General features: G+C 39.8%; 14 protein-coding genes and 1 other RNA gene. 4 read left to right on the top strand and 11 right to left on the bottom strand.

Going from position 1 to position 20,253, the window contains the following annotated elements:
• Positions 1-7: 7 nt before the first annotated feature.
• A complete protein-coding gene (locus tag H9565_RS17730; RefSeq protein WP_215441692.1) occupies positions 8-1,699 on the bottom strand; it encodes a M23 family metallopeptidase in 1,692 nt (563 codons plus the stop codon).
• A gap of 193 nt (positions 1,700-1,892) precedes the next feature.
• On the opposite strand from H9565_RS17730, the gene H9565_RS17725 reads away from it, so the two are divergent.
• The 4 genes from H9565_RS17725 (at position 1,893) to rny (ending at position 4,350) form a co-directional block, all read left to right on the top strand.
• The gene (locus tag H9565_RS17725) at positions 1,893-2,183 is read left to right on the top strand and encodes a hypothetical protein (RefSeq protein WP_215441690.1); all 291 of its coding nucleotides are present in this window, start codon (positions 1,893-1,895) and stop codon (positions 2,181-2,183) included.
• A 15-nt stretch (positions 2,184-2,198) separates the two neighbouring features.
• Positions 2,199-2,495 carry a cell division protein ZapA gene (locus tag H9565_RS17720; RefSeq protein ID WP_215441688.1) on the top strand — a complete coding sequence of 99 codons (297 nt, stop codon included), beginning with the start codon at positions 2,199-2,201 and terminating at the stop codon, positions 2,493-2,495.
• Positions 2,496-2,550: 55 nt separating this feature from the next.
• A non-coding RNA gene (ssrS, locus tag H9565_RS17715) (6S RNA) lies at positions 2,551-2,661 on the top strand.
• Between the two features lie 120 nt (positions 2,662-2,781).
• Entirely contained in the window at positions 2,782-4,350 is a 1,569-nt protein-coding gene (rny, locus tag H9565_RS17710) for a ribonuclease Y (RefSeq protein WP_215441686.1), read from the top strand.
• A 67-nt stretch (positions 4,351-4,417) separates the two neighbouring features.
• Here rny and H9565_RS17705 read toward each other — a convergent pair whose 3' ends face one another.
• From H9565_RS17705 to H9565_RS17660, 10 genes are all read right to left on the bottom strand, one after another.
• Entirely contained in the window at positions 4,418-5,899 is a 1,482-nt protein-coding gene (locus tag H9565_RS17705; RefSeq protein ID WP_215441684.1) for a sulfatase family protein, read from the bottom strand.
• A 277-nt stretch (positions 5,900-6,176) separates the two neighbouring features.
• Positions 6,177-8,147 (bottom strand): glycoside hydrolase family 127 protein, encoded by a 1,971-nt coding sequence (locus H9565_RS17700; protein WP_215441682.1) that lies wholly within the window; start codon positions 8,145-8,147, stop codon positions 6,177-6,179.
• Between the two features lie 6 nt (positions 8,148-8,153).
• The gene (locus H9565_RS17695; RefSeq protein WP_215441680.1) at positions 8,154-9,728 is read right to left on the bottom strand and encodes an MFS transporter; all 1,575 of its coding nucleotides are present in this window, start codon (positions 9,726-9,728) and stop codon (positions 8,154-8,156) included.
• Positions 9,729-9,769: 41 nt separating this feature from the next.
• Positions 9,770-11,851 (bottom strand): glycoside hydrolase family 127 protein, encoded by a 2,082-nt coding sequence (locus tag H9565_RS17690; RefSeq protein WP_215441678.1) that lies wholly within the window; start codon positions 11,849-11,851, stop codon positions 9,770-9,772.
• A gap of 248 nt (positions 11,852-12,099) precedes the next feature.
• Positions 12,100-13,881, bottom strand: coding sequence for an arylsulfatase (locus H9565_RS17685; protein ID WP_215441676.1), 1,782 nt, complete (start codon positions 13,879-13,881; stop codon positions 12,100-12,102).
• 40 nt (positions 13,882-13,921) lie between these two features.
• Positions 13,922-15,997 carry a DUF5696 domain-containing protein gene (locus tag H9565_RS17680; protein WP_215441674.1) on the bottom strand — a complete coding sequence of 692 codons (2,076 nt, stop codon included), beginning with the start codon at positions 15,995-15,997 and terminating at the stop codon, positions 13,922-13,924.
• A 62-nt stretch (positions 15,998-16,059) separates the two neighbouring features.
• Positions 16,060-16,707: a bifunctional 4-hydroxy-2-oxoglutarate aldolase/2-dehydro-3-deoxy-phosphogluconate aldolase gene (locus tag H9565_RS17675; protein WP_215441672.1), complete on the bottom strand. Its 648-nt coding sequence runs from the start codon at positions 16,705-16,707 to the stop codon at positions 16,060-16,062.
• Positions 16,697-17,650 (bottom strand): 2-dehydro-3-deoxygalactonokinase, encoded by a 954-nt coding sequence (locus H9565_RS17670; protein ID WP_215441670.1) that lies wholly within the window; start codon positions 17,648-17,650, stop codon positions 16,697-16,699. Before H9565_RS17670 ends, H9565_RS17675 begins: the two co-directional genes overlap by 11 nt.
• Positions 17,650-19,098, bottom strand: a complete 1,449-nt coding sequence (locus tag H9565_RS17665; RefSeq protein ID WP_215441668.1) for an aldehyde dehydrogenase family protein — start codon at positions 19,096-19,098, stop codon at positions 17,650-17,652. The genes H9565_RS17670 and H9565_RS17665 overlap by 1 nt, the downstream gene beginning before the upstream one ends.
• A complete protein-coding gene (locus H9565_RS17660) occupies positions 19,073-20,239 on the bottom strand; it encodes a mandelate racemase/muconate lactonizing enzyme family protein (RefSeq protein WP_215441666.1) in 1,167 nt (388 codons plus the stop codon). The genes H9565_RS17665 and H9565_RS17660 overlap by 26 nt, the downstream gene beginning before the upstream one ends.
• Positions 20,240-20,253: the final 14 nt, after the last annotated feature.

Raw genomic sequence — 20,253 nt, 5'->3', positions numbered from 1 at the left:
AAAGGTGTTATTTTCTGTAAAAAGTACTGGTCATGGTGTTAGTATTACCAACATTGTCCGTTACCGTAACTTCAAGTTTACATTCTTTCTTGTCTAAGATAACATCATCAAAATTATAGGTAAGCGTAGCCGTTTTAGGCTCATACTCCATTAGGATCCATTCTCCGTTAATGGTAGCGGAATAGGTGTCTATACCACTAAGGTCATCGGTAATACGAACACTAAGATAGTGGTAATTGTTCAGCCATTGTTTTTCCTTAAAATTCTTGGGCCTAATTTTTGGGGCTACGGTATCTTTTGCCAAAGTGTAGGTGCCCAAGTTCCTAGTGCGCGTTGTAAAAGTATTCCCTCGTTTATAGGTAGAAGCGTGAGACGGTCTCAATTTACTGTCAAGTCTTGCAATGAACATTTGCTTTCGCTCTGCTTCAGGATATTTAGAAACATCAAAAGTAATGGTAAAGTTACGGTGTGCAGGAACACTGGCGTTGTGTATCTTAACCGTGTCATCGTCTTTCTTTAAATCAATGTAGAAATTGTCGTAAAATGTGTTTGCCGGGAAATATACTTTGGCCGCACCTAAATCATAGTTATTAGGCTTTTTAGCAATGACATAATTTTCTGTCTTCTCTTCTTTTTTATCAACTTTTACAGGTTCTTTTTTGCCTTCAACAGGTATAATAGCCTTTGTTAAGTTGCCTTCAAAATCTTTTATCAACAGCTCTACTTTGTAGCTTAGTCCTTCACGAACATCAATTTTACCATCATTTTCTAATGTGTTGTAAATGCTAAGTTTGTTTCCGGGGGCCTTGTACAATAGTTGAATACGTTGGCGGTATTTGCTGTAGTGGTAATAATCAATAAGAGTATTTATGTATCTGGTTTCGCCAAAGGAGAAGGACTCCAGGTCGTAATCTGTGTAGACTTTTCCGTTTACCACTTGCTGAACGGAATATACGCCGTTGTGGTTGGCCGCAAGGTCTTGACGGTCGTAACCTACAAATCCAAGTCCTATGGTGCCAACGGCATAAATAGGGTCTGCCAGGAAAGTACCGTCTTTTTGCCTTTTAAAATTAAGGGGTGTTGTGTTTTTGTTTTGATTGATTTGAGCATCATCGGACAATGGGAAGCCATATAACTTCTGTAAAATTGGATTGGTAGCATCCCGAACATCAAAGCCGTAAAGCAAAGGGTTAGTGGGCTTTTCGGAAATACTGCTTCTAATTTCAAAATGAAGGTGGGGACCGGATGATCCTCCGGTATTTCCGCCGTAGGCGATAACTTCTCCCTTTTCAACCTTTATCTCGGAGTACCCGGGAAAATCTTCCACTTCGTATGATTTTTTCTTGTACTGCAGCTTCTTTATGAATTTTTGGATCTTGGGAGAAAATTTTTGAAGGTGTCCGTAAACGGATGTATAACCGTTGGGATGTGCTATGTAGAGCACTTTTCCATAACCCCAATGAGAGACTTTAATGCGGGTTACGCTTCCATCGGCAATGGCATAAATGGGCAAACCTTCACGTTGCTCGGTTTTAATATCTATACCCGAATGAAAATGGTTGGAGCGTAACTCACCAAACGTTCCCGCCAGGATCAAGGGGATATCAACAGGTGATCTAAAGGCATCTTGTGGGTATTTTTCTTGGGAGATGCCAACAGCGCTGATAAATGCAAAAAGGCCTATAAAAAGTTTTCTCATAATTCTTTGGACAGAGATACGAAATTAGCCAAACGGTTTCAATTCTTGAAAATATAGAGCATCAAAAATGATATCTCTTATGTAACCAACGTTATTTAAAGGGTTAAAGTATTACTTGAAGAATAATTCAAAAAAGTATTGCTAAGTAGGGGCAGGTATGTTAACTTTGTGTAAAATGCATTGCGTTTGATTTATGAGTGAATTAGTCAAAGTCGTAGACTCTTTAGAAAATAAAATAAGCAAGCTTTTGCATAAGTTGGAGGTGCTTCACCAATCCAACACTAAATTGCAAGAGGAGCTTAACGCTCTAAAAGAAGACAAAGACAAAGTGTTGGATTCCGTTTCTATGTGGGAAGAGAAATACAACTCGTTGAAGCTCGCAAACTCAATGCTTGGCAGTAATACGAATAAAACAGAAGCTAAGCTTAAAATAAATACATTGATCAGGGAGTTGGACTATTGCATAGCGCAACTTTCGGAATAATGTTCAAACAATAACATGTCAGAAAAGCTAAAAATTAAGCTTTCCATAGCAGATAGGGTGTATCCTTTGACCATTGATCCAAGCCAAGAAGAAGGCTTGCGAAAGGCGGCGAAGAACATTGAGCAGTTGGCAAAAAAGTTTGAACAGAGTTACGCGGTGCGGGACAAGCAAGATGTTTTGGCCATGTGTGCCTTACAATTTGCCTCTAAAATAGAGCAACGCGGTATTGATCAGTCTGAGGGAACCCTTAACGCAACCGAGCGTCTAAAAGCGCTAGATGAGCTGGTGACCTCAAAGCTTGGATTAAAATAAATACGTTCTTTAAAATACATAAGTTACTGCCCACATTGGTAATACCTTTTGACAAACTCAACATTAATTTTGTTTAAAAAGGGTGAGTTTAGATTGTAAAAGCAGGCCCTACTCGTATAGGGATCCTTGATCAGTCTTGTAGCCCTAAACCTGTTTATTGGAGTTTGTACAAAACTTCTCTGATGTGGGCTTTTTTTATGGATTTGTTTGAGTAACTGCGGCGGTACAACTTTCTTATGTACGGCTCTGGTCTCTCAAGCACGTTCAAACCTAAATTTATAGTTATATGGATAGTGCAACACTTATAATAGCCGCGATTGTCGGCCTTGCGATTGGATTTGCCATCGCAAAATTTTTGGAAAAGGGTAAAGCCTCTAAAACCCTTTCCAATGCCAAAAACGAGGCAAAGACCATAATTAATGCCGCTAAGACGGAAGGTGAAAACATTAAGAAAGACAAAATTTTTCAGGCTAAAGAAAAGTTTTTAGAGTTAAAGGCCGAGCATGAAAAAGTAATCATTAACAAGGATAAGAAAATTGGTGAGGCCGAAAAGCGTACCCGTGATAAGGAGTCTCAGGTAAGTAACGAATTGGCTAAAAGCAAAAAGCTTAACAGTCAGCTAGATGCTAAGTTAAAGGAGGTTTCGCATAAAGAGGAATTCCTTGAAAAGAAGCAGAGCGAACTGGAAAAGCTTCATAAGAACCAAGTACAGCAATTGGAAGTTATTTCCGGACTTTCCGCAGATGATGCAAAAGGGCAGTTGATGGAGTCCTTAAAGGAAACGGCAAAAACAGATGCCATGGCCTTCATTCAAACTACTGTAGAAGAGGCAAAACTTACGGCCCAACAGGAGGCAAAGAAAATTGTTATCAACACCATACAGCGTATAGGAACGGAAGAGGCAGTAGAGAACTGTGTATCTGTTTTTAACTTGGAATCCGATGATGTTAAAGGTAGGATTATTGGTAGGGAAGGTAGAAACATACGTGCTTTGGAATCTGCTACAGGAGTAGAAATAATTGTTGATGATACTCCGGAAGCAATTATTCTTTCTTGCTTTGATTCGGTACGTCGTGAGGTAGCTAGGTTGTCTTTGCACAAGTTGGTAACGGATGGTAGAATTCACCCTGCACGTATTGAGGAAATCGTTAAGAAAACGGAGAAGCAGATAGAGCAAGAAATTGTTGAGGTAGGTAAACGTACCGTAATAGATTTGGGTATTCATGGATTGCACCCGGAATTGGTTCGTGCAGTTGGTAGAATGAAGTACCGTTCTTCTTACGGACAGAACCTGTTGCAGCACTCCAGAGAGGTTGCCAAGTTATGTGGCGTGATGGCCGCCGAACTAGGGCTAAATCCAAAATTGGCAAAACGTGCCGGACTTTTACATGATATAGGTAAAGTTCCTAATACCGAGGCGGAGGTAGAAACCCCACATGCTATTTTGGGTATGCAATGGGCGGAGAAATATGGTGAAAAACCGGACGTTTGTAACGCTATTGGGGCTCACCATGATGAAATTGAGATGAAGACCCTTATATCGCCAATAGTTCAGGTTTGTGATGCTATTAGCGGCGCAAGGCCAGGAGCACGTAGACAAGTATTGGATTCGTACATACAGCGTTTAAAGGACCTAGAAGAGATTGCCTTTGGTTTTGGTGGTGTTCAAAAAGCGTACGCCATTCAAGCGGGTAGAGAACTTAGGGTTATTGTTGAAAGTGAAAAAGTGAATGATGAAAAGGCAGCACAGTTGTCTTTTGAGATTTCACAGAAAATTCAAACGGATATGACGTATCCAGGACAAGTGAAAGTAACTGTAATCAGGGAAACACGTTCCGTGAACGTAGCAAAATAACCACTGATAAGTATATAAAATAAGAGCCGCATTATGCGGCTCTTTTTGTTTTTCTAAATGGTAAGTCTTATTTCTCGTATGGAGATTCTACTAGCTTATCTACTTCAAACGTTTCATCGTATTGAGGCATATGGCCACTTTCCCATAGTTCTAGGTCTTTTTTGGAATACACCCACAATGGTTTTACAAAGGTATCTGTCCATGCTTTAGTCTTGGCTATCATTTCCTTTAAGCGTTCAGGATATCTACCGGATAGGTTCTTTTCTTCGCCTATGTCTTCGGTAATATTATGGAGTCTCCATGGTTCGTTGCCCATTCTCGTAATCTTCCAATCTCCTTGGCGCGCACCTACATCGTTATAACCTTCACGATAGCGTAACGAGTAGATCATCTCATCTTTGTACGGCTCCGTTTTGTTTATAACATGGTCTATAATGTTTTTACCGTCTAATTTTTTATCCTGTGGAATTTTTGCATTGGCCAAGTGAGCAAAAGTAGGGTAGAAGTCCAAAGCAGAAACAGGATGGTCAAATGTTTGGTTTTCTGCCAGTTTTTTTGGCCAATGGAAAAACATGGGTACACGATATCCGCCTTCCCAAGTATCTCCTTTTGTTCCTTTAAGCGGGTAGTTGTTGGCACCATGATCAAAATTACCACCGTTATCACTTAAAAATACAATAAGGGTATTGTCCAGTTGATTCGTTTCTTTTAGGGTTTTGACAATGGAACCAATGCCTCTGTCCACTGCATAGACCATTGCGGCGTAGGTTTGTCTGTCCTTATCCTCTATATGGGCAAACTTTGCCATATCCTCGGTCTTGGCCTGTAACGGAACATGTGGGGCGTTGTAGGCAAGATAAATGAAAAACGGCTGTTTTTTCTTTGCTGCTGTTTTGATACTGTTATTTGCTTCCCTAGAAAAACCGTCGGTAATATACTCGGTTTCGTTTGCTGGTTTTCCGTTGTGTTCCATGGGGAAAACATAATCACGAATATTCTTGTTACCGGCTTTTACCTGTTCAGTATAGGTTTTCATGTATGTTTTGGGAAAGTAATCATGCCCTCCACCTAAAAAGCCATAGAAATTATCAAAACCTCTTTTGTTAGGGTGAAATTTTGGAGCGGAACCTAAATGCCATTTACCTATGGCACTGGTATAATAACCTGCCTGTTGAAGTACTTTGGACATATAGGTTTCCTCTAACGGAACCCCCATATTGTCTTCGTCTTTGTCACTACTATTGTGGAACAGGTTATAAGGTGTGCCGGTAAGATGTGGGTAACGACCAGTTAGTAGTGCGGAACGGCTAGGACCACAAAACGGGTGTGCCACATAGGCCGATGAAAAAATTACTCCTGCCCTGGCCAGTTTGTCCATTTCTGGTGTTACAATATCGGTAGAACCGTTAAAGCCAACATCGGCATAGCCAAGGTCATCACAGAGAACAACAAGGATGTTGGGGCGAGTTTCTTGGGCTAATCCGATGGTCGTCATAGACAGGATTGTAGCGAATAGAAATAGTTTGAAATGATTTAAGTGAGTTATCATAGCTATAAATTTAATCTATGTTTTTGTAAAATGATATTTTTTAATCTATTGAGTGTCGACTTGCCTTTTTCTGAATTGCTAAAGAGATATGATATAGGCCATGGAGTTCTGGGAGAAAAGTTCATTCTTTTAACAGAATTTTTATAGGGTTCCATGAATTACAAATGAACCACTAAAACAAATGTTTCTATTTACATGGGTTAACTGCCATTAGCATTATTTTATCTATTTGGTCCGGTCTAGTCTGTTTTTATGTGTTTTTTTTTGATTTGTCTAATTAATCTTCCCATACCACAGGCATGAATACGGTCATTTCGGCCTGCCCGCGATTACTCCACGCAAAATAGGGTACAAGTTGGGTTTTGTAAGGTGTCCATTCGGGCTTTTGAACGGTTCTGTAGATGCCTTCGCCTTTATCTTTTCGGATTAAGATTTCTCCTTCAAGAGTGGTAATTCCACCTAAAAAATTGGGTTGATAAGTAGGTTCCAGCTTTTTATTTCCGTTAAAGTAAATATCCAGAATATCTGTATTCTCAGGTAAATCTGGCGATTCAATGCAGTACACTATTGGTCCGCGTTTTATGGCTATTTGGTTGCGTACTTCTTCAATTCTTGGGTGACCTTCTACAAATTCAACTTCCATTGGCATATCAAGAACAAGTACGTCCCCGTTTTTCCAATTTCGTTCAATTTGGGCGAAGCTTCCGGGAGTTAATGAGTTTGTTAGTTTTTCTCCGTTGAGTGTGAGTGTTGTGTTTTTGGCCCATTTTGGAATTCGTAGACCAATGGTAAAAGCATCTGCTTTACATTCTTCGATATTCAATTTTACCGTTCCTTGCCACGGATATTCCGTTTCTTGCGAAATTTTAATGAGAGAGCCGTCCTGTAGCTGCGATACTAAATTATTGGCACCATAAAGATTTACGGTTACCCCGTTTTCAGAAAGACTATAGGCCCATTCCGAAACCGTGGCAATGGTACGTACCAGGTTTGGCGGGCAGCAGAAACAGCTTAGATAGGGTTCCCTGTTTGGGGTTTCCGTTACGTTTTCATGCGCATGGTAATCTCTGGTGTTGTTAAGCATCCGTAAGGGATTTGCATAAAAATATTCCTTTCCTGTTACGCTAATTCCGGATAGGGCACTATTGTAAAGGACCAGCTCAACAATATCTGCATATTTTGCTTCGCCTTTTAAATTTAGCATGCGGTAACTGAACATGGCGTTACATAAATTGGCACAGGTTTCATTATAGGCGGTCATATTGGGCATCATGTATGCATCTATGAAACCCTCTTCTATCATATCACGATTTACCGAAGCGCCATAATGAGCTTGACCCACGGCACCCGTTACATACATTTTTTTGGTCGTAACGTTTTCCCAAAGGCGATCTAAGGCGTCAATAAGGGCTTTTTCTCCTGTCTCGGCATAAACATCTGCAGCTCCTGCGTAGTAATATAGGGCAAGCACAGCGTGGCCTACCGCTTCATTAGATTCCCGTAAAGGTGTACGTTCCTGTACCATATCGCCAATAGGGTAGCCCTCAGTAGTTGGGTGATGTTTTACTTCATATTTCCCACGGTTATCGATAAACTTTTCGGCAAGAGCCAAATACTTTTTATCACCTACTGTACGATACAGTTCTACCAAGCCCATTATCTGCGTTTGGTTGAAGCCAAAACGACCATAATGTTTGGTGTCCGGCATAAAAATGGTGTACAGTAAATCTGCATGTTTTATAGCGATATCCAAAAAATTACGTTGACCGGTAACCCTGTAGTGAATGCAGGCGCTAATGAGCAAATGACCGGTATTGTACATTTCATGGTACTTGCGGTTTTCGTAGCGGTCTACGCCTTCTCTCAATTGAATTTGGGTCTGTAGGTACCCATCTGTTTCTTGTGCCTTGGAAATGATTTCTATGTATTCATCCAACTCCTTTAAAAGTTCATTATTTTGGGTTTGGGCGTATACATAGGTCTTGGCCTCCATGAATTTGTAGAAATCCCCATCATGCCAAAACATGCCTTGGTGTTCCCCTTGTTTTTCGCCGGCCGCTATTTTAAAATTGTTAAGCGCATGGCCTACATCTCCACATAATACATCGCCCATATAAGGTACCATGGCATTGGCACAAAGCTTAAATTTATCGGCCCAAAAACCATCTGTCCATTGGCAATCTCCAATATTCAGACTTTTTAGTTGGGTATACGGGCTATTTATATTTGAGGGTGTGGCTTGTTTCATTTCTGTTTATTTTTTTCGTCTGGTGGCCAGTGCCAATTGTACTTCTTCTATAGTCATGTTTTTGGTCTCCTTTAAATAGATATAAAGAATGACCAAGCCAATGCTTACTACAATGGCATAGAATAATAGGGTAGAGCTTATGCCCATGGTAGCTAATTGCCATGGGAAAAATTTCTGCACCAAATAACTTACAAAACTGGTGATCAAGGTGAAAAATGGGATGGCTATACCTCTTAAGGAAATAGGGAAAATTTCAGAAAATAACACCCACATCACCGGACCTACTGAAAAATGGAAGGCTCCTATAAAACTTAGAATACCCAATAAAATAAGAAGGGCATTTATATCTGCTGCTTTTTGCAACAATAGGCCCGAGTAGTCTCTGGCATCCGTTTCTCCCAATGTTTCTATGAGTGCCGCTTTAAAGCTTATGTCACTATCATAAGGTATGTCTATTAATGGGTTTAACCTATCTGCATTAGGTATGGAAGACATATCTGAAATAGCACTTTCCGTAATGGTATAGTTGGCGGTTTTGAATCCGTAGAAACAAACCCCAAGACTTAATACAATCCAAAGCATACCCCAAATAATCATTGGTCTACGGCCTATTCTATCTACCAAGAGCAGCCCTAAAACTGTAAATACGATACTGGTAAGTCCAATATAGATGGCTTGGGCAAAAGCTGCATCCGTTCCTATTCCCAATTGTTCAAATACGGTAGGGGCATAAAAAAGAATGGCATTTATTCCGGTGGCTTGCTGGGCAATGGCAATGGTCATTGCAATAATCATGGTAACCCGCATTGGTTTGCCAAAAATTTCTTTAATCTGAGTGCCTACGGAGCGGTCTTGGTTACTACTCTCAAGACTGGAGTGCATCTGTGTTATTTTGGCTTGAATTTCATTTTCCGGGGTTACTTTTTGTAGTGTTCTTATGGCTTCCGGTTCACGTCCTTTGTACAATAACCAAGCTGGACTTTTAGGAACAAAAAACAAAAGTATGAACCATAACAGGGCAAAAATAACCTCTGAGCCCAGCATCCAACGCCATGTATTTGTATCCAATCCCCATTCTCGTACCCATGGAGCTTCCGAGTTTGCCCAACCCAAGATGAGGTAATTGATAAAGTAAGCAGCGGAAAGACCTACAACAATATTTATTTGCGTCATAGATACCAATTTTCCACGCCATTTTGGAGGGGCTATTTCACCAATGTACATAGATGCCAAAGAAATAGAACTAAAAGCCAAACCGCCCATAAAACGGGCTACTAATAGTGATACGTATGTGGGTGCCAATGCAGAAGCTACTGCCGAACCAAGGTAGAGGGCAGCGGCAATCATTAAAGTGGTTCTCCGGCCATATTTGTTACAGGCATAACCCACAAAAACGAGCGCCAGGAGCACTCCCATTGCGGGGGCTCCCACTACCGATCCCAATTCTAGATCGGTAAGCGAGAATTCCTGTGTAATAAATTTTATAGTTCCTGATATTAAAGCGGCGTCCAACCCAAAGACAAAACCGCCCATAGCTACTATAGTTGCGTACGTAAAAGCATTCTTTTTATAAGAACCCATAAGAAAAGTTTAAGTTAAGATGTTATGAGCCATTATAGATGCTAATTCCAGATTACAGGAAGGAAAACCGTCATCTCTCCTTGACCTCTATTGCTCCAAGCATAGTAAGGTATAAAATTGGTTTTAAAGGATTGAAATTTAGGAGAGCTCACTTCTTGGTACATTTCACCAGGTTTGTCTTTTCTAATTAAAATTTCACCTTCCAAAGTGGTAACACCTCCTAACAAATCCGGTCTGGAAGTAGGATTCAGTTTTTTATCGGACGAAAGATAAACATTGGTGATATCTGTTTTTTCGGGTAAATCTGCTGATTCTATACAGTACACAACCGGGCCTCTTTTTAGAGCTACTTGGTTTCGAACTTCTTCAATGCGAGGGTGACCTTCTATGAACTTGGTCTCCATGGGCATGTCAATAGTAATTTCATCACCAGCGGCCCATTTTCTTTCAATTTTAGCAAACGTACCGGGTACAGCCTCTGCTGTTTTTGTTCCGTTTACATAAATTTGAGTACCCTTAGCCCAACTGGGAATACGAAGAAGAATATCAAAAGCATCGGCTTTGGATTCATCCACTGTAATCTTAACGGCGCCATCCCATGGGTAATCTGTCTTTTGCGTAAGTTTTATAGTTGAACCGTCCAATAGGGTCGTGTTCAATTCGTTTCCTCCGTATAAGTTAACCGCAATTCCGTTTTGGGATTTGCTATAGGCCCATCCCGGAGATTTTGCAATGGTACGTACTAAGTTTGGAGGACAACAAAAACATTTAAGATAAGGTTGTCTTTCGGGAAACTCAACGTTCATTTTTTCATAGTCTAGCGCACCTTCAATTTTCCGAAGAGGATTGGAGTAGTAATAGTTCTTTCCGTCCAAACTAATGCCTGATAGTCCGCTATTATGCAACACAAGTTCCATAATATCGCCGTGCTTAGCATCACCGGTAAGGGTAAGCATACGGTAATTGAACATAGAGTTACAAATGTTGGCACAAGTTTCGTTATAGGCAGTCATGTTAGGCATCATATACTCATCAATAAAACCTTCTTCAATTTTATCTAGACGGGAAGAACGCCCATAATGCGTTTGGCCAATGGCTCCCGTGATGTACATTTTTTTGTTGGTCACGTTGTCCCACAACCTTTCTAGCGCATCAATTAATTCTTTCTCACCAGTTTCCGCATAAACATCGGCAGCGCCGGCATAGAAATAAAGTGCCAGTACCGCATGACCTACAGCTTCGGTTTCCTTACGAAGCGGAACGCGTTCCTGAACCATATCACCAATAGGATATCCTTTTGTGGTCTCATCATCTTCAATTTTATAAGTGCCGCGCATATTTATGAATTGCTCGGCCAGCTCTAAATAGCGCTTGTCTTTGGTAGTACGGTACAATTCTACCAAGCCCATAATCTGTGTTTGATTAAAACCAAAACGTTTTAGGTGGTCAGGTTTTGGAGAGAACAATTTATACAGATAATCGGCATGCTTTACGGCAATGTCCAAGAAGTTGGTCTTTCCGGTCAGGCGGTAATGAATACAAGCACTAGTTAATAAATGACCGCTATTATATAATTCGTGGTATCTTCTGTTGGTAAAAGGGTCTATATCATCTCTAATGATTGCTGGCGTGGAGAGGTAACCATCTGCTTGTTGTGCTTGGGCTATGACGTCTATAATCTCATCTATTTCCTCAACAATTTTTTCATCTTTATTTACGCCGTAAATGTACATTTTGGCTTCCATCCATTTATAGAAATCGCCATCATGCCACCAAAAACCTTTGTGTTCGCCTTCTTTGAGTCCTGCAGCTATTTTAAAGTTGTTATAACCGTGACCGATATCTCCTTTTAGGATTTCACCCATGTGGGGAATCATAGTTTCTTCGGCAACCTTCCATTTATCGGCCCAGAAACCTTCGGTCCATCTACAGTCTCCTATGTCAATACTTTTCAACTTAACATGTGGACTGTTCGTGTTATTGATGACACCTTTTCCTGTGTCTAGATTGGCAGCATAATCACGTGGTTTTGTTGTATCTGCGCTGAGGTTCTGGTCTGGCTCGCTTTGTTTACAAGAAAGCACGGTTAATAAGAGGCAAATGGAGAGGGTTATTCTTTTCATAATCCAATATTTATATAATACACCGTTGCGTTATGGTCTAGAATTCGTTGAAAATAGAACTTGGCGTTCAACGAATACTTTGATGCAGTGTAGCATACAAATAAAGGGTAATAGAGGGAGCAGTGATTTGTAGATTTTATCCTGTTACGGCACTATTTTAACCTTGTTTATTGGTTAATGTTATGAAATGTGGTACTTGAGTGTGATTTAAAAAATGCGAAAACCAGTAAAATCGAAATCTTTAAGCATTAATCAATACGTTCAACATCAACAAATAAAGGTCCTTTTGCTAATCTTTCTGTTTTTAAGAAGGCATGGAAGTTTCCTGTTCCTTCAGGAAGTATAACATCTGTAAAGGTGATTTTCTTCTGCTCTTTGTTTACCGGAAGTTTTAAGTGCAGGTCATTGTATTTCAAATGAGCAACTCCATCATGGTCCAGTTTTGGAAGGTCCAAACTTACGTTGTATCTACCAGCTTCCGTTTTTACGCGCCAGTGGCCAAGGTCATTTTTAGAAAGAACTCTAGGGCCGCCCCAATCAAACTGAGATAGATTAGTAGAGAGTTGCATGCTGCTACCAAGATAAATACGCTGAATACCTTTTGAATCTCTTTCTTCAGTAACCTCGTCAAACCAATTTTCATAACGGGCCAGAAGGTCTTCTACTATTTCAGGATGATTACTGGCTAAGTTAATACGCTCGCTTGGGTCATTTTCTACATCGTATAATTCTAGGTTAGCGAGTACTTCTTTTAATTCTTCATCTTTAGGTTGATACAGGATGTGGTGTGGGTCATCATGTGGACTTACCAGTTTATATTTTTGGGTACGTACGGCAAAATGCATGTACTTGAACACGGTTGGACCGTAATGCATTTGGACAATGAACTCCCTGTCTTTAAAGTCCGATTTTTCACCTTTCCATAGGGACAGCAATGATTTACCGTCCAATTTAATATGCTCAGGAGCTTCAATTTTACAGACATCTAGAATGGTGGGCAGTACATCAATTACTGCACCCATAGTACTGTTTTGTTGTGCTTTTTCAATATGTTTTGGCCATCTTACAAAAAAGGGTACACGAGTACCACATTCATAAACACTTGTTTTTGTTCCTCGTAAATTTGAGACCCATCTTCCTGGGTAGACGTCATTTTTAGTACGTCTGTTCCTAGGCCCATTATCCGAAAGGAAAATAACTATTGTATTGTCTTCAATGCCCAGTTGTTTTAAGCGTTTTAAAACACGACCTACATTGGCATCAATATTATCGATCATGCCGTAGGTTTTGGCATTGTCTTCGTGAAGTCCTATTTTTCTATAGGGGTCGGCTTTTTCATAGGGTACTTCAAGTGGAAAGTGTGGCAGATTGGTTGCTAGATATGTAAAAAAAGGCTTCTCACTTTTCTCGCTCATAAAATCTAGAGCAGCATCCGTAAAAATATCATCGCAATACCCTTCGTACTTTTTAGATTGATTATTGTGCTCAAGAATTGGGTCAAAATAGGTGTTGCCAGCAGGTCCCGCAGCTTGCCCGATTCCTCCACCTTTATGAACCAAAGCTTCTTGAAATCCTTGATCTGTTGGGCGCATGGGCGCATTGTCTCCCAAATGCCATTTTCCGAAAATTCCCGTACGATAGCCGTTTTTACTCAGAATCTCGGCTAGCGTTTCTTCTGAAGTATTCATAAAGTGATCAACTTGTGTAACCCCTGTGACTCCTGTGCGATACGGATATCTGCCTGTTAAAATGGCAGCACGAGTAGCAGAACAATTTGGATAGGAGAAGAAATGGGTCATTTCAAGACCTTGCTTGCCTATTTTTTCAATATTTGGTGTTTTTAAATAGGGATTGCCGTGAGAACCTAGGTCACCATAGCCTTGGTCATCGGTAAGCATAATCAATACATTAGGACGGTCTTGGGCTATAAGAAGCGTGTTGTGGCAAAAAATCGTACAAAGACAAAACGAGAATATAATTGAACTAAATCTAGTCTGATTTGATTTTAATTTTGTTGCAACATATTTCATAATGACCTGTCTTTTGTATTTGTTTGATGAAAATCTTCTGTTAATCCATGTGAAGACTCACTTGGAAATGACCGGTTTTTACACTGCCATCCTTCATCTTAATTCTATAGCCGTATCCGGGAATGGAAACACCGTCTTCTACCTTTTGTGCTACCGGGCCTAAGTTGGCAATTACTTCGGTACCACTAGAGAACTGACTTCTCTGTACTTTGTAATCGGCACTTAGATATTCGTGGCTTTTTAATTCTGAATAGAATGTTTCTTTATGAACAGGGCTTACCAAATCTCTTGCCATTTCTATCATAGGGCGCATGCCTTCAAATTCGTAAGGAGCAAAGAATATGGTAGTGCCTCTTCCAAACAACATACTTCTTAAGGCTTTTATTCTGAAATCGCCGTTGGCAGTAACCTCGTTATCCGGATCTTGAATTTTTCCAAAATTGGCTATAGCTTCATGGTACACCAAATTGAAAAGTGGAGCAGGGTGGGAGATTACAGAAAGTGGACGGTCCTCCAAATAGGTCATCCCTTCGAACATATCAAAATAGGGTATCCATTGTTCTTGGCCATGTTCGGTTCCGTTTACCAAGTTAAAGCTGTCAATGTATTTGGCCAGCTCAATACGGCCTTCTTTTCCGTTTTCACGGTATGCGGCAAAAGTAATATCTGTAATATCGGCCTCTAGGCCTAAATAAGAAATTTCATTTTCAATATTTTCTTGAGCTAATGCTTTCTGAAATTTTGGGTCAACACGCGCCCAACGACTACCGGTATTCATTAGCTTTCCTTCTGCATCACGTTGCATAAGGTCCGTTGTAAAATTAGGGTCATTCTCTAACATAGGAGAATAAGCGTGATATGAAGAATACAAGTACCCATAAGATTTGGCTAAATCTACCGCGGCCTTTAATTTTTTAGGTCCACCTAAAGCTTCGCTGATAGGGGAGTTGTGCGGAACAAAATTAGAAAAGGTTCCCCACGCATGAACAAATGCTTTATCCACTTTTAAATCATCATGAATGGTCTGGATAGTATTTTTTAATTCATCAAAAGTGAAAGCCATTCCGGGCATATTCACATAATGAGGATAGCCGCCGTAGATTCCGAAATAAATAGCTCCTGGAAGTTTACCTACATTTGGATTTCTTTTTAGTTTTTCCTTTAAGGAAACAAAATGCCCACGGGCTTTAGCCTCTTTTTGATATTCTTTAGCCATATCTACATAATCACCACCGGGAATAAAATGGTAGCTCATGCGCATTTTACCTTTCTCTTCGTTCAATTTCCAAATAGGGTCAAGAAAAACAATACGTTGGTAAGTAGACATTTCACCTTTAAAAAGGTATTGACCATTGTTATTGATATTGTATTGCATTTGGGGTCTAGCGGATTCATCTACAATACCCATTACGGCAGATTTTTCATTATAAGTACCCCACCAAGGCATGGTAAGTCCGGTACCATTGTTGAACAATTCTAAAAAACCTTGTGATTTATTGTTGTAAGTGGCATCATCCCATTTACAAAAACGACCTCCGTTCATAGGAAAAATATAGGACGGACAGATGATCCCTTGCTTTTGAGGAATTACAGCAGCACCCTTATCTTCATCTGTCTTTAAGCTGAAAGTCCTAGCTGGATAACGTAAATCCGATAGTTTGAAATTACCGGCGTTATGTTCTTTAACTTCAACATCTAACAGAGCTGTTTTTGCATCTAGCTTTAATTCTGTGACAATGGAAACCCCTGTAGCGACGGAGCCGTCTTTGAGAACAGGGTCAATAAATTTGAGAGATACCGTATTATTTGAAGTTTGTGAAACATCAATTTTCTTGCTCTTGGAAATGTTGATCGTATGTTTTTTTCCTTTAGAGTCGGTTAAGGTTAACAGACCCGCAGCATTTTCCCACGGGTCCGATTTCCAAATGTGGCCCGAAGTCTTTTCGGTAACCGAAAAACAGCCGGTCTTTGAGTCTACCGTAACGTTCAACTTTTCATTTTCCAAAACAATGGGGTCTGAACCCTGTGTATTCATTGCAAAAGTGCTAAATACAGGTAAACAGGTAATTGCTAAAAGTAGAATAGTTTGTTGTATTCTTTTTTTATTGTTTTTCATTTTTAGAAGAATTGATTTAGTCGAATATGTGCATGGGTAGCTTGTTACCACTTGCTTAAAAATTATTGTTTTACAAATTCTTTGATTTCGTTTTTCATCTTAGCGAAATGCTCTTCAAGACCTTCGTAATTTCCTTCGCGAAGCATTTTTTTGTCAAAAAGAGAACTTGCCATACCGGCACCAACGGCTCCTGCTTGAAAAAATGATTTAATGTTATCTACGGAAACGCCTCCCGTGGGCAACAATTTTATCTCGTTTAATGGGGCCAAAACATCTTTAATGTATTGAATACCCAGTTGCGTTGCCGGAAAAACTTTTACCGCAGATGCACCTAATGACCATGCTTTGTAAATTTCACTTGGGGTATACGCACCTGGGAAAATTGGAATTTTATTGGCTACACAATGCTTTATTACCTCTTCATCAATGATAGGAGTTACAATAAATTGAGAACCGGCCTCCAAAGCTTTGGTCAAATCTTGCATGGTACATACCGTACCGGCACCTACATTAAGTTCTGGATATTCTTTTGCCAAAGTTGCAATGGTCCGGGCAACTTCAGGAGAGTTCATGGTAATTTCAATAGTGTAGAAACCACTTTTTATATAAGAGGGAATAAGTTTAAGTACTTCTTCTGTGTTAAGACCTCTAAGGATACCTACTATAGGGTTTTGATTGTATTTATCCCATGAAAATATTTTATTCTGCATACGTCTGTAATATTTGTTGTTGTCCTGTTAATAATGCTTGTTCCAATGTTTGCTCTTCAAAGCAAACAATCCGTTCTGCTGGTAAAAACGATTCTAATGCCAGTTTATACAGTATATTGTAGATACCGCTTGCTGCTAGAAAAATTGTTCCTTTTTTATTCTTTAAACCGGCTAGTTCGCCACCGATCATTAGGCCGGATAAAAAATAAAAATTTTGCTCACCAGAAACTTGGTTGATCAGGGTATTTGCCCTAATCGAGAACAAAGATTGCATTTGCTGATTTGCCAATCCTTTTTCCACTCCTTTTAAGAACATATCTTTAAAAGATTCATTCCAAGGGGCTGAACTTAAAGAGGCAGATAAAATAGTGTGCTTGCTAATGGTGTCAAAAAGTTCACCCGTCATAAACGTGGTAAAATCTTTAAAAACATTTGCTTCAAAAGCTATATGCTTGCAATGCGTGCCCGGCAATAACAGAACACCTTTGTCATACTTAGAGAGCTCTGCAGACAGTCCAATTGCCTGGACTTCTTCGCCCCGCATAACATCTGCGTTGGTTTTAGCTCCAGAAACTAATAATAGGTCCGGCATATCATCAAAAGGAATGTATTTGCTGATCAAGTCCTTACCATTAAAAGCTAAGGGCATATTGGCATAATCCAATTCATACATGCCAATAGAGGACGAGAGCATTCCGGAAGCTACTATGACATAATCATTACTGATTGTACTATCTAAATTTTTAATCTGTTCTTTTAGGTATGCTTCAAAGAACTGATTTTGAGACAAATGAGGCTGATTCTTGAATTCACTAAAACATTTTTTTATGCCCATATCCGTCGTGTGTTCCGACAGGATTTTGAGCGTTGTGGTTTCAATTAAACGTAGCCGAAAATTGGTTGTTCCCCAATCGCAGCTAATAAACTTTTCGGGTAATTTCATTAGTGTTGTAAAGCTTTGGTTACTCTTTTTTTGGCAAGATAATCATCTAGCGCAAAAGTAGAGCAATCCACTCCAATACCACTGTTTTTTACACCACCATGCGGTAGGTATATGTCATATTTTACCCCGTTAAGCTGTACTTCTCCAAATTCTAGGGCGTTGGCAAAGAATTGAAGGGTTTCATTGTCCTTGGAAAACACATAAGAAGCTAGACCTGCATCTGTATTATTGGATAGTACAATAACTTCTTCTTTTGTTTTAAATGGAACAATTAGAGCTACAGGACCAAAAACTTCATGTTGAAGGATTTCTACATCATTAGAATCAAAGGTGATTGCCGTTGGTTCAAAATAATAACCGGGACCCTCAAGCGCATTGCCGCCATATACCAATTTACCACCTTGGGCAATGGCTGTTTCTACAATTCCCTTTACATTTATAACGGATTGTTTATTGGCCAAAGGACCCATGTCCGGTTTGTTTTCTCGCCCAAAACCAAGTTTAGTAGTTTTAAACTTTGCAACCATACCAGCGGTAAACTCCTCTATAAGAGATTCATGAACAAAAAAGCGGTTGGGAGCTACACAGATTTGGCCGGAGTTGCCAACTTTAAGAGCGGTTCCAATATTAACGGCCAATTCTAGATCAGCATCTTTACACACAATAAAAGGAGCGTTTCCGCCACATTCCATGCTGTATCTTTTTATAGAAGTTTTTGCACTTTGTGCGATAAGCTTCTGAGCAGTTTCCGTAGAACCGATCATAGTTATCAATCTAGGTATTTTACTTTCGCAAAGCGGAATACCAACATCCTGCAAATCACCACAAATAACGTTTATAACACCTTTTGGAAAATTAATTTCCGCGCATAGCTCTCCAATAATATAAGCTGATAAAGGAGAAAATTCCGAGGGCTTTAGAATTATACTTGAACCAGCAGCTAGTGCAGGACCTAGTTTAAAACCTAAATTCAAAAGTGGGAAGTTATAGGCAAGAAAGGCAACTGCAACTCCCAAAGGTTGTGATACAAAATGATGTTCGTGCGTACCTTCTTTATCTTCAATAGGAAGGTCATTACGCTTCAGTATTTCTTGGGAATAGTACTGTAACGAATTGGTAATACTGGTAAGATCTTCTTCCGAACCTTCCCATGTTTTTCCCATTTCATGCATAATGCTTTCGCGTAGCAAGTCGCTATTTTCAATTATTTTGTTCCTAAGCTTATCGATCCAATTTAAGCGTTCTTGTATGGGTAGTTTTGACCAACTCTCAAAACCTGATTGTGCAGATTCCAATGCTCTTTTGGTGTCTTCCAGACTGGCCCATGCAATAGTAGCAGTAGGCTTTTCATCCGCAGGACAGATTACCTCAAAAGTCTTATGGTTTGAGGCTTCAACAAGTTCACCATCAATATATAATTTCTTATGACCGAATTTTAACTGCTCCATCTTTATGTATTTCTTTATCTAAATAGTATTCTAATTTGTCCATGTCAACATCTACGCCCAAACCTGGTGCTCTGGGTACTTCTAAATGTCCGTTTTCTAGTTTTACGTTATGAAGGGTAACCTCGTCGCGGAGTGCATTTTCCGTTCTATCCAATTCCATAGTAGGAAGGTCATTGTACATTCTACCTGGATTCTTGTCTAGGTTGGCTACTAAATGAATAGCGGCGCTTATAGCGATCCATGTTCCCCAAGTATGCGGAACTACATCTTTATTATAGGCTTGTGCTAACGTTGTTATTCGCTTGGCTTCGGTTAACCCACCTGTAGCGCAAATATCCGGTTGGGCTATATCTACACAGTCATTTTCAAAAAGTCGTTTAAAACCAAATTTCAAATATTCACATTCACCCCCTGAAATAGGTATAGTTGTGTTTTCTCTTAATCTGCGGTAACCGTCATAATCTTCCGGAGATACCGGTTCTTCAAACCAAGAGATGTCATACTTTTCGGCCTTTCTGGCCAATTCAATGGCTTCTTTATAGGAATATGCGTGGTTGGAATCTATCATTAGTCGCATACTTGGCCCTATGGCCTTGCGTATGGCCGCAATGTATTTTAGGTCTTGTTGAATACCCAGTCCAACCTTCATCTTGGTAGCTTTAAACCCTTGGGCTTTGTAAAATAGAGCCTCTTCTACTAAAAGTTCTTCAAGGTTTTCGCAACGTGTAAAGTAAAGTCCGGTGGCGTAAGGCTCAATAATAGGGTTTTTGATGCCTCCCAATAAAACGGATACAGGTTGGTTGAGCAACTTTCCCTTTATATCCCATAACGCAACGTCAATAGCACTAATGGCAGCTTGGAAAGCACCACTTCTTGCATAGTCCATAGAGCGCCTATACATTTCTTGCCATAGGACTTCATGTTCCAATGCACCTTTTCCTAGAAGAAAGGGTGTAAAAAAGTCAATTCCGGATTTAATAACCTCCGCAGGCCCGTATCCTTCTCCCCATCCGTAAGTACCATCATCCAAAGTTATTTTTACGATACATATTTTTCTAGTATCATACTGCCATTGCGAAAAATAGAAGGGGGTATCTAGTTTGTATGTAATTACAAAAGGCTCAATCTTTTGGATTTTCATAATAAAATTGCTTA

It is taken from the genome of Zobellia russellii (assembly GCF_018728565.1).
GTDB lineage: Bacteria > Bacteroidota > Bacteroidia > Flavobacteriales > Flavobacteriaceae > Zobellia > Zobellia russellii.
This window is presented reverse-complemented; position numbering and strand designations above follow the sequence as displayed.

Excerpts from the sequence above, each read along its gene's own strand:
- H9565_RS17720 (WP_215441688.1), top strand. The coding sequence starts at position 2,199 with ATGTCAGAAAAGCTAAAAATTAAGCTTTCCATAGCAGATAGGGTGTAT.
- H9565_RS17680 (WP_215441674.1), bottom strand. The coding sequence starts at position 15,997 with ATGAAAAACAATAAAAAAAGAATACAACAAACTATTCTACTTTTAGCA.
- rny (WP_215441686.1), top strand. The coding sequence starts at position 2,782 with ATGGATAGTGCAACACTTATAATAGCCGCGATTGTCGGCCTTGCGATT.
- H9565_RS17730 (WP_215441692.1), bottom strand. The coding sequence starts at position 1,699 with ATGAGAAAACTTTTTATAGGCCTTTTTGCATTTATCAGCGCTGTTGGC.
- H9565_RS17705 (WP_215441684.1), bottom strand. The coding sequence starts at position 5,899 with ATGATAACTCACTTAAATCATTTCAAACTATTTCTATTCGCTACAATC.
- H9565_RS17665 (WP_215441668.1), bottom strand. The coding sequence starts at position 19,098 with ATGGAGCAGTTAAAATTCGGTCATAAGAAATTATATATTGATGGTGAA.
- H9565_RS17725 (WP_215441690.1), top strand. The coding sequence starts at position 1,893 with ATGAGTGAATTAGTCAAAGTCGTAGACTCTTTAGAAAATAAAATAAGC.
- H9565_RS17690 (WP_215441678.1), bottom strand. The coding sequence starts at position 11,851 with ATGAAAAGAATAACCCTCTCCATTTGCCTCTTATTAACCGTGCTTTCT.
- H9565_RS17660 (WP_215441666.1), bottom strand. The coding sequence starts at position 20,239 with ATGAAAATCCAAAAGATTGAGCCTTTTGTAATTACATACAAACTAGAT.
- H9565_RS17670 (WP_215441670.1), bottom strand. The coding sequence starts at position 17,650 with ATGAAATTACCCGAAAAGTTTATTAGCTGCGATTGGGGAACAACCAAT.
- H9565_RS17695 (WP_215441680.1), bottom strand. The coding sequence starts at position 9,728 with ATGGGTTCTTATAAAAAGAATGCTTTTACGTACGCAACTATAGTAGCT.
- H9565_RS17675 (WP_215441672.1), bottom strand. The coding sequence starts at position 16,707 with ATGCAGAATAAAATATTTTCATGGGATAAATACAATCAAAACCCTATA.
- H9565_RS17685 (WP_215441676.1), bottom strand. The coding sequence starts at position 13,881 with ATGAAATATGTTGCAACAAAATTAAAATCAAATCAGACTAGATTTAGT.
- H9565_RS17700 (WP_215441682.1), bottom strand. The coding sequence starts at position 8,147 with ATGAAACAAGCCACACCCTCAAATATAAATAGCCCGTATACCCAACTA.